Here is a 10546-nt window from a genome sequence, read left to right as displayed (position 1 = left end):
AATTAAGCTAACTGGTTTTTATTATAATAATTTAAGAATATCTTTTTCGATTGCTTTAGGCGAGGTGGTTGGTGAGTAACGTTTAACCACTCGTCCTTCGCGATCAATTAAAAACTTCGTAAAGTTCCATTTGATATTATTGGAGAATAGCCCTTGGGTTTCTTGTTTTAACCATTGGAAAATGGGTTCAGTCTTAGGGCCGTTCACTTCTACTGTTTCATTTAAGGGGAAACTGACTCCAAATTTCAATTGACAGGTGCTTTCCATATCACTATCGACCACTTTTTCTTGTTTAAATTGATTGGAAGGAAATCCAATGACAGTAAAATCTTGGTCGTGATAGCGTTGATAGAGTTCCTCTAATTGAGTCAATTGAGGGGCTAAGCCACAACCGGTCGCGGTATTAACGATTAACAAGACTTGTCCATTATACTCATTCAAGCGGTAAGGTTGGCCGCTGCTACGAACTAATGAAAAATCTGGTAAACTCATGCTTTTGCTCCTTTCAAACATCCCATATCTAAAACAGGACTCCCTTTACGATATTTACTAGAATAGTAAAGGCAAAATCAGTGTAGTATCTGTATCAATCATAGTCAAAGTAGAAGGGCCAACGAAATAGATTTCTAATACAACCCAACAAAAAATCTAAATGAATAAGCCTTTAAATCAACTAAAAATTTCAATCAATAAACCAAAAGTAAATTTTCAATGAATTAGTCATCTAAATCAACATTGTGGTAAACGCGTTGAACATCTTCGTCATCTTCCAAAACTTCAATTAAATGTTCAAATTTTTTCAAATCTTCGCCTTCTAATTTCACTTCATTTTGTGCAATCATGTCTGTTTCAGCTACTTCAAATTCAGTAATTCCCATACCTTCTAAAGCAGTTTTAATGGCTTCAAAGTCTTTTGGTTCACCATAAACAACTACGGTATCTTCTTCAGCAAATACTTCACGAACATCGACATCCGCTTCTAATAAAGCCATCATTACTTCGTCAGCATCTTGATCAGCCATTACAAAAACAGCTGTTGCATCAAACAAGTAATTAACTGAACCACTGACACCCATGTTCCCACCATTTTTACCATATGCAGCCCGAACATTACTTGCAGTACGGTTAACATTATTAGTTAAGGCATCGACCATAATCATCGAACCATTAGGGCCGAATCCTTCGTAACGTAATTCTTGGTAGTTTTCATCATCGCCACCTTTAGCTTTATCAATGGCTTTTTCAATAACGTGACGAGGGACATTATATGTCTTCGCACGATCAACAACAAAACGTAATTTTTGGTTTAATTCTGGATCGGGTTCACCTTGTCTTGCAGCAGCATAGATTTCAATACCGAATTTAGCATAAATCTTCGAAGTATTTTGGTCTTTATTTGCTTTCTTTTCCTTAATATTCATCCATTTACGACCCATTTATTTCACTTCTCTTTCAATAAAATTAGAATGTTCCAACACTTATTTTACCATAAAAACGTCCTTTGTGATAGAGTTTTAAGTTCTATTTTAATTCGCTAAATTATGAGAGTTTGCTTAAAAAATGGAGTTGGCTTTTGACAGAAGTGTCTTGCATTTTATGTATAATCCAAATAAGCATAATTTAATATGAATAGAAAGGGAAATATTAAGGCCATTGCTGATGATATAGGTCACGCAATGATCACCAAAAAACGTCTTTTTAAAGGGGTGGTGTTATATCACGGATTTGTCAAGATTACTAAAGTATTTAAAACCAGGAGATTATTTGGGTGTTTGTGTAACAATTAGGTTACATGACACTTTAAAAATGACCGGTTACTTTTACGATGTGATGACAAAACATCGAATTCATGGTCGAATCGTTATCTAAATGTTATAATATAGAGGTAGATTGATATCGATTGGAAGGAGAAAAAATGAAATTACATAAAAAATTAATCTCAGCTTCAATGGCTTTATTAGCCTCAACCTCATTAGCTGTTTTACCAACCACACAAGCACAAACCGCAACACACACTGTACAAAGTGGAGAATATTTACAAGGCATTGCAGCCGCATATGGCGTAACTGCAGAAGAATTACGCGCATGGAACGGCTTATCAAGTGACATGATTTATGTCGGCGATGTATTAGTCGTAGACGGATCAAGCAGTGGTACGGTAGTATCTAATTCTAGTGCTGCAGGTACTCACGTTGTACAAAATGGTGACGTCCTATATAACCTAGCCATTCGTTACGGGGTAACCGTCGATGATTTAATGGCATGGAATGGTTTAACTAGCGATTGGTTAAATGTTGGCGACACTTTAGTTGTCTATGGTAATGCTACTGCAACAGGTGGAAATTACTACTATGATTACACAGCACCAGTCTCTACCTCTTCAACCGGCTACCATACAGTATCACCTGGCGATACACTATCAGGCATTGCAGCCGTTTATGGTGTAACAGAAGAAGAATTGTGGGCATGGAATGGCTTATCCAGCGACTGGTTGAATGTCGGTGATCAAATTGCTGTCACAGGTTATAGTTCTGGCGCTACCTCAACTTATACTAATTATGTGCCAACGACCAATACTGCAACAACAAATTACACGGTATCAGCAGGTGATAGCTTATATGAAATCGCCCAAGCTTACGGTACAACCGTTGATAACTTAATGGCAATTAACGGATTATCAAGTACTTTCTTACAAATTGGTGATCAGTTAGTGGTCCCTGGTGCAGACAAGAGTGCGACTTCTGAAGCGCCAACTGAAGAAACAAAGGAAGAAACAACGACCGAAGATAAGAATAAAGAAGAAAATAAAGAAGAAGCAACGGAAACTTCAAACGATTTAACCGACGAAGAAAAGGCGGCTGGTATTAAAGCAAAACACATTATTCAAAAAGGTGAAACTTTATTTAAGATTGCCAATAAATATGGTGTCACACTATATAATTTAAAATCTTGGAATAACATTACAGCAGAAAATCCAGCTCGCGTTGGTGATGAGTTGATTATTAAAGATTCTGCTTATGAACCTCAAAAACATAAAGTAGCAGAAGGCGATGCAATTGATACAGTTGCTGAAACTTATAAAACAACAGCAGAAGCAATCAAAGTATGGAATGAATTGGCTGACAATGAATTAGAAGTAGGTAAAGAAATTTATGTAAGTAACCCAGAACCAACATTACATGAAGTTCAAACAGGTGAAAACTTACAAACTATTGCCGATCAATATGGTGTAACACCAGAAGATTTACGTGCATGGAATGGCTTACCAGAAAAATCAATGATTGTTAATGGAACTATCTTAGTATCAGATCCAACAGCCGTTACTGAATAATAAAAATAAAATAGAAAAGACTGGGCAGAAATGATAGAGTTTCTGCCTTTTTTGCGTCGTCAAATCATTGTGTAGTGATTAAATGGTATTAGACAGGAACTTTCACAAGTCGTTAATCTTAGCAGTTTATTTCCTCACCAAGAAGTGTTCAGAACGTATAAGAGAGGCGCTTTGCGAGAGAACAACCGATTCAATATCGATTCAGATTTGCGCGAATGGAAATACTAGCATATGTATGCACTGATAAAACACCGTAGACTTATTTAAAGATTAGCGACTGTCAATGTAACATAACAAACCGTCTCTAAACTGCTATTCAACCTCTTTAACTGGTAGGAGTGTTAATGCGAGGTGACAACCCGTATCAAATCGGCAATTAGAAATATTTTACAAATAGGAGAAAGATAAAAAGTAGCCATCCTGCGATTGGCTACTTTTTGTCTAGTCCCCTTTGCTTTAAAGTGTTAAATTTAAGTGGAAAAGATATTATTATAAAGAAAAAGCTGACGAATGGACGCCAGCTGAAAAGATAGATATGTTGCTATTTTAATTAAAAACTATTCCAAGCACAATTTTGTCCTGCAACAGCACCCGTAACAAAAGCAGCCGTAATATTATAACCACCGGTATAACCATTAATATCTAATAATTCACCACAGAAGTAAAGACCTTTCATTAGCTTGGACTCCATCGTTGCGGGATTAATTTCTTTAGTTGAAACGCCACCGCCAGTTACAAAACCTTTTTCAATCGGTTGCGAACCCGTACTTGTGAAATCAAAATGTTTTATCTTATTAAATAAGGCTTCAACTTCAGCGTGAACTAATTGTTTATAAGCAGTTGTATGATCCATTTTTAATTGAGATAAAATTACCTCAGCCATACGCTCTGGCATCCAATTTTTTAAAATAGTTAATAATTGTTTGTCACGGTTTTCTTCGGCAAAAACTTTTAGTTGTTCCATCGTATGATGTGGTGTTAAATCGATAGATAGATGAGCCACTTTTTCACCCGTTTGATGAAGCCACTGGTTAACATGACCAGAACATCTTAGAATAGCGGGTCCAGAATAGCCGAAATGAGTAAAAATCATATCCATTTGGTGATAAGTGATAGCTTTTTGATCAGCATCCCATAAGGTAACGCCCACATCTCTTAAAGAAACACCACGTAAAGCTTTACTGGTAATCCACTCATCATCTGATAGTAGAGGGGACTCGGTAGGGTATAACCGTACAATCGTGTGACCAGCTGATTTGGCCCAAGCATAAGCATCACCAGTCGCACCTGTTCGTGGGTAAGCCCGACCACCCGTTGCTAGACTAACACCATTGGCTTGGATTTCTAAACCAGATTTCGTTAGTACCCCTTTGACGGACTGGTTTTCACGGTCAAATAATAGCTTATCGACAGGTTCATTGGTTTGAATTTCGACACCTAGTTCACGACAGTAATCCAATAAAGTTTCTAAAATGGTACGAGCGCTATCTGTAACGGGAAACATGCGACCATGATCTTCTTCTTTCAGTTGTACTCCACGACTTTCAAAAAAATGCACAATATCATCTTGATTAAACTGATTAAGGGCACTGTATAAAAACTTGCCATTACCAGGAATATGACGAATTAATTCTTCACGTGAGGTACGGTTGGTCACATTACAACGACCACCACCCGACAAGAGTAATTTGCGACCTAATTTTGGATTTTTTTCTAGAACAAGGACACTGACACCTTGTAAAGCAGCGTGTACCGCAGCCATGAGACCACTGGTCCCTCCACCGACAATAATAACTTGATAAGTGTTTTTCATATGACTTCTTCTTAGTGACGCACCTTAATGCGATCGAAAATCAAATGAGCGAGTGCATAATCTATAAAGCCGTGAATAATGGTACCAAAACCAACTAATACCCATAAAGTATAGTAAAAGCCTTCTGTGTTGGTAGTTTGGGCAGTGACAGAGAATAAATAAACTGCTAGTACTTCACCCAAACCATGAACTACATTAATTAAGAAATAGAATGGTGCTTGTTTAGCAAATGATAGCTGATTGATTTTAAAACTTTTAATTAAAAATAAAGCAAAAAGAACGAATAAAAAATGTGATAAAGCTCTTAAAACAATGATTAAAGGGAACCCTGCCAATAAGAAACCAATGGTCGTTCCGGCAGTCACACTTAAAGCGACAAAAGGTGAGATAAACAGACCTAAAAATATCGGTACATGACTTGCAAGTGTATAGGATGCTGGACCAATAATCACTTTAATGGGCATCACTAATGGAATCATAATACCAATAGCAATTAACAAACTACTAATTAACATTTGTTGGGTACGATTTTTTGTTATAATATTCAATTTTAACCCCTCCTAATGAGAGAATTATAGCATAATATCAATAATAAAGGTATGGTAAATGAAATTCGGATTAAATTTTTACCGGGAAAATTCGTCCCCGAACACCAGGAAAAAAGTTGAAAAATAATTGAAAAATATTGTTGGTAATGCTTGACATTATCGTACTTTAGGGGTAATATGATAGACGGTATTGTTTGCCCCACTATGAGCCCCGGAAACTCAATAGTACTTGTCAAACAACTAGATTTAATAATGGAGGAAACAATCGTGCGTCAAACATATATGGCTAAGAAAAACGAAGTTGAACGTAACTGGGTATTAGTAGATGCGACAGATGTGCCTTTAGGTCGTCTTTCAGCAGTAGTTGCTTCAATTTTACGCGGAAAAAACAAACCAACATTTACACCTCACGTAGACACAGGTGATTTTGTTGTCGTAATCAATGCAGATAAAGTAGCTTTAACTGGAAACAAAGCAGCAGATAAAATGTACTACCGTCACAGCGGTCATCCAGGTGGAATCAAATCTATCTCAGCTGGTGATTTACGTGAAAAAAATTCTCGTAAATTAGTTGAATTATCTGTTAAAGGTATGTTACCAGACACTCGCTTAGGACGTAAACAATTCACTAAATTATTTGTTTACGGTGGAGCAGAGCATAAACATGCAGCTCAAAAACCTGAAGCATTAGACATTAACACATTAATTTAAGGAGGGAATTTAATTGGCTAAAGCACAATATATTGGTACAGGTCGTCGTAAAAATTCAGTAGCTCGTGTACGCTTAGTGCCAGGAACTGGTGTAATCACTATCAATGGTAAAACATTGGATGAATACATTCCTTTCCCTCACTTACATGAAGTTATGAAACAACCATTTGAAGTTACAGAAACATTAGGAGCATATGATGTAACTGTTAACGCTAATGGTGGAGGTTACTCAGGACAAGCTGGAGCAATCCGTCACGGTATCGCTCGTGCGTTATTAACTGTAGATCCTGATTTCCGTCCAGCTTTAAAAGCTGCTGGTTTATTAACACGTGACCCTCGTATGGTAGAACGTAAAAAACCAGGTCTTAAGAAAGCTCGTAAAGCTAGTCAATTCAGTAAACGTTAATTTTTTTACTGCAATAACGAAATTACAGCACTCTCATTATCGGAGGGTGCTTTTTGTGTATAAAAATAGTGCTGGTGATTTCGCCACCAACACTAAAAATTATAGAACTATAATAATTTGAGTTGTTATTATAATAAAACAACTAAGGCACTTGATATTTTTCAAGTGCTTTTTTGGCTAGTAAAGAAAGATGCATACTTATATTGGAGGATATTAATAATTTTATAAATCATATCAAAAAATATTGATATGAACTACTAAAAAGTATATAATGAGTTCAGAAAACAAATCAAAATAATTTGATATGTTGGAGGTGAGAAACATCGAACAAACATTAAAATCATTTAAGGCATTTTCAGATGAGAAACGATTGCGTATTTTATCATTACTGGCAGGTGGCGAGTTATGTGCGTGTGATTTACTAGATAAATTAGACATCACGCAATCGGGTTTATCTTATCAAATGAAGATTTTAACGGAGTCAGGAGTAGTTGAGAGTAGACAAGAGGGGAAATGGGTTCATTATAAAATTAATGAACAAGGCACCAAAGCAGTGATTCAATTAATAAAAGAATTAACCAAAATTGAAGATTAAGCTAATCACAGTTTTTATTTTACAGAACACATCAAAATTCATTGATATGAAAAGCAGTGGCGTCGGATCTTTTAAAGGATAATAGAAAAGCTTTTACTAGATCAACTAAACTTAATATAAAGGGGTAAACGGATGAAAAATAATAATCAAAGCATTTCTTTTTTTGAGAGAAATCTAACAATATGGGTGTTAATTTGTATGGTAATTGGGATATTGGTGGGAAATTCTTGCCATTCATTCCTGAATTCTTAGGTCAGTTTGAATTTTATAATGTTTCAATCCCGACGACAATTTTATTATGGATTATGATTTATCCCATGATGTTAAAGATTGATTTTGCATCGATTAAAAATATTGGTAACAATCCAAAAGGGTTATTTTTAACGTGGATTATTAACTGGGTCATTAAACCGTTTTCAATGTATTTAATTGCGTATTTATTTTTCTTTATTTTTTATCGAGAAATACTCTCGACGGAAGTGGCTAACGAGTACCTTGCGGGAGCCGTTTTATTGGGTGCTGCACCTTGTACGGCCATGGTCTTTGTTTGGTCAAAATTAACAAAAGGGAATCCAGCCTATACCTTAGTTCAAGTTGCAACTAATGATTTAATCATCTTGATTGCGTATATTCCAATCGTTAGTTTCTTACTAAAAATGGGGAACATAACAATTCCATGGGGAACTTTAGTGTTATCAATTGTTCTATTTATTGTCGTTCCATTATTAGCCAGCATGTTGACGCGTAATCAGATTATTAATACGAAAGGTGAACAATTTCTTAACGAAAAGTTCATTCCGAGTTTTGATAAGTACACGATGTTCGGCTTACTCTTGACCTTAATTATTATTTTCTCTTTCCAAGGCGATAAAATATTGAATCAACCGTTGAATATTGTTTTAATTTCAATACCTTTAATATTACAAACTCTTTTTATTTTTGTTATTACCTTTTATATGGCCTATTTAATTAAATTACCTTATTCGGTGGCAGCACCTTGTAGCATGATTGGGGCTTCCAATTTCTTTGAATTATCGGTGGCAGTTGCGATTTCGATGTTTGGCTTATCTTCGGGCGCTACTTTAACGACTGTGGTGGGCGTTTTAGTTGAAGTTCCGGTGATGTTATTACTAGTAAAAGTTGCGAATGGTTTACAAGATAAATTTTATCAGGAGGCCTAGTATGAAAATTGTAATTATTGGTTCAGTAGCAGCCGGGACTTCGGTAGCAGCAAAAGCGCGTCGCAATTCTGAAGAGAATCAAATTGTCGTTTATGACTGTGGAAAAGATATTTCTTACTCTGTTTGTGGCATTCCGTATCAAATTGGGGGCGAGGTGGAGTCGATTGATGAGCTAGTACCACGAGATGCAGCCTGGTTTAAACGTCGCTATAATGTTGATATTCATAAGGAACACGAAGTGCTATCAATTGACCATGATCGTCGGATGTTAACGGTAAAGAATTTACAAACAGGTCAAATAGTTGAAGACCATTATGATAAACTTGTGTTTGCGACCGGGGCTTCACCTTTTATCCCGAGTCCATTTAATCAAAAGGACTACGTGAACCTATTCAGTGTCCGCACGATTCAAGATAACCGTGAGATTAACCAATACATCGAACAAAATAATCCTAAAAAGGCTGTGATTGTCGGTTCTGGATTTATCGGATTAGAAATGGCCGAACAATTGACAAACAAAGGGATCGACGTAACCATCGTTGAATTAGGTAACCAAGTGATGGCTTCGATGGACCGAGACATGGCTTATCGCGTAGAAACCTATCTTGCTGAAAAAAAGATAAAGTTGCTTTTAAATGATTCGATTAAAAAAATTGAAGGCAAAGCAAAAATAGAGTCACTCATAACGCATAATGGTCAGCAGTTAGTTACTGACATGGTCTTTTTAGCAGTTGGGGTGCGTCCAAATACCCAATTGGCGACTGAAATCGGAGTCGAGTTGGGACCGACGAAAGCCATCAAAGTAGATCCGACTATGCAAACTAATCTTGAAGATGTTTATGCGGTAGGCGATGTGGCTGAAAGTTTTAGTGTTATTACAGGGAAAGCCATCTATCGTCCAATGGGGTCAACCGCCAATAAGATGGGAAGAATCGCGGGAGAAGCTTTATCTGGAGGGACATTGACTCATCGAGGTGTGTTAGGAACGGGGATATTTAGAATTTTCGATTTACATGTTGGTCAAACCGGTTTGACCGAAAAAGAAGCAAAAAGTGAAGGAATTGACTATGAAACTCTATACAATCTTAAACCGAATCGTGCTACCTATTTAGGTGGTAAAGAAATGGTGATTAAAGCCATCGCCAATCGTGCTGATCGAACATTATTAGGGGTGCAAATTGTTGGATTTGAGGGTGTTGATAAGCGTATTGATGTCTTCGCCACAGCGATTACGTTTGGGGCAAAAGTTGAAGACCTATTTCATTTGGATTTAGCTTATTCTCCTGTATTTTCTACCACTAAAGACCCAGTAATGTACACTGGCATGGTGTTGGAAAATGCAATGAATGATCGTCCCCTTATTACCGCTGAAAAATTAATTGCTTTACAAAAACAAGGCATATCGATTCAAATTATCGATGCTCGTGCCGAAAAGGATTACTTGAAAAGTCATGTGGATCAGGCCACTCATATTCCTTTATCACATTTAAGAGAACGCTTAGGTGAGTTGGATAAATCAGTGATGACTATCACTTACTGTAATAAAGGCGTAACCGGTAATGCAGCGCAAAATATTTTAATTAATCATGGCTTTGAACAGGTTTATAATTTATCCGGTGGTAATAAAACGTATCAGTTATTTAAAGAATTATCGGAATAATCAACAACAGTCTTAGGATCGTCCTCTCTTCGGAGAGGATTTTTTTGTTTAATTTTTTTCTGAGGAGAAGTATACGAAATGAATTACTTTTTTCACAGCCAAGATGAAAAAGTAACCTATCATGTTTTAAAACTAAACGACAATTTTAAATCCCTTTATGATATTGCCATCATATTTAATATATTACTACGGATATCAAAAAATACTAAGCGAAATTTAGGTTAAAATTGGATTCACAAATTTTTAAATTATATAATGAATGGGAGGGGACAATTAGTAAAAAATCGAATGATTTTCGCTT

9 protein-coding genes and 1 pseudogene are annotated in these 10546 nt (G+C 36.3%); 6 read left to right on the top strand and 4 right to left on the bottom strand.

From position 1 onward, the window contains the following. Positions 1-21 precede the first annotated feature (21 nt). A complete protein-coding gene (locus LB888_RS02780) occupies positions 22-492 on the bottom strand; it encodes a glutathione peroxidase (protein WP_276647796.1) in 471 nt (156 codons plus the stop codon). 224 nt (positions 493-716) lie between these two features. Then, entirely contained in the window at positions 717-1436 is a 720-nt protein-coding gene (locus LB888_RS02775) for a YebC/PmpR family DNA-binding transcriptional regulator (protein WP_318753533.1), read from the bottom strand. A gap of 479 nt (positions 1437-1915) precedes the next feature. Between LB888_RS02775 and LB888_RS02770 the strand changes: the two genes are divergently transcribed. Next, positions 1916-3331: a LysM peptidoglycan-binding domain-containing protein gene (locus tag LB888_RS02770; RefSeq protein ID WP_318753532.1), complete on the top strand. Its 1416-nt coding sequence runs from the start codon at positions 1916-1918 to the stop codon at positions 3329-3331. A gap of 550 nt (positions 3332-3881) precedes the next feature. Here LB888_RS02770 and LB888_RS02765 read toward each other — a convergent pair. Together LB888_RS02765 and LB888_RS02760 are read right to left on the bottom strand one after the other, a co-directional pair. Further along, positions 3882-5144, bottom strand: coding sequence for an NAD(P)/FAD-dependent oxidoreductase (locus tag LB888_RS02765; RefSeq protein ID WP_318753531.1), 1263 nt, complete (start codon positions 5142-5144; stop codon positions 3882-3884). An 11-nt stretch (positions 5145-5155) separates the two neighbouring features. Continuing rightward, positions 5156-5692 (bottom strand): hypothetical protein, encoded by a 537-nt coding sequence (locus tag LB888_RS02760; RefSeq protein ID WP_276647777.1) that lies wholly within the window; start codon positions 5690-5692, stop codon positions 5156-5158. A gap of 267 nt (positions 5693-5959) precedes the next feature. Here LB888_RS02760 and rplM point away from each other — a divergent pair, with 267 nt between their 5' ends. From rplM to LB888_RS02735, 5 genes and pseudogenes are all read left to right on the top strand, one after another. After that, the gene (gene rplM, locus LB888_RS02755; RefSeq protein WP_066125431.1) at positions 5960-6403 is read left to right on the top strand and encodes a 50S ribosomal protein L13; all 444 of its coding nucleotides are present in this window, start codon (positions 5960-5962) and stop codon (positions 6401-6403) included. Between the two features lie 13 nt (positions 6404-6416). Then, a complete protein-coding gene (gene rpsI / locus LB888_RS02750; protein WP_071408851.1) occupies positions 6417-6809 on the top strand; it encodes a 30S ribosomal protein S9 in 393 nt (130 codons plus the stop codon). Positions 6810-7122: 313 nt separating this feature from the next. Then, positions 7123-7404, top strand: a complete 282-nt coding sequence (locus LB888_RS02745) for an ArsR/SmtB family transcription factor (RefSeq protein ID WP_412928198.1) — start codon at positions 7123-7125, stop codon at positions 7402-7404. Positions 7405-7536: 132 nt separating this feature from the next. After that, positions 7537-8585: pseudogene (arsB, locus tag LB888_RS02740) on the top strand (ACR3 family arsenite efflux transporter). Between the two features lies 1 nt (position 8586). Next, positions 8587-10245, top strand: coding sequence for an FAD-dependent oxidoreductase (locus LB888_RS02735; RefSeq protein ID WP_318753529.1), 1659 nt, complete (start codon positions 8587-8589; stop codon positions 10243-10245). Positions 10246-10546 lie beyond the last annotated feature (301 nt).

Origin of the sequence: Globicatella sp. PHS-GS-PNBC-21-1553, assembly GCF_033564055.1 — a bacterium.
Taxonomy (GTDB): Bacteria; Bacillota; Bacilli; order Lactobacillales; family Aerococcaceae; genus Globicatella; species Globicatella sulfidifaciens.
The sequence above is the reverse complement of the archived record's forward strand: the minus strand, read 5'-3'. Positions and strand labels throughout refer to the sequence as shown.

Coding starts and splice junctions, on each gene's coding strand:
- LB888_RS02780 (WP_276647796.1), bottom strand. CDS start 492: ATGAGTTTACCAGATTTTTCATTAGTTCGTAGCAGCGGCCAACCTTAC.
- LB888_RS02775 (WP_318753533.1), bottom strand. CDS start 1,436: ATGGGTCGTAAATGGATGAATATTAAGGAAAAGAAAGCAAATAAAGAC.
- LB888_RS02770 (WP_318753532.1), top strand. CDS start 1,916: ATGAAATTACATAAAAAATTAATCTCAGCTTCAATGGCTTTATTAGCC.
- LB888_RS02765 (WP_318753531.1), bottom strand. CDS start 5,144: ATGAAAAACACTTATCAAGTTATTATTGTCGGTGGAGGGACCAGTGGT.
- LB888_RS02735 (WP_318753529.1), top strand. CDS start 8,587: ATGAAAATTGTAATTATTGGTTCAGTAGCAGCCGGGACTTCGGTAGCA.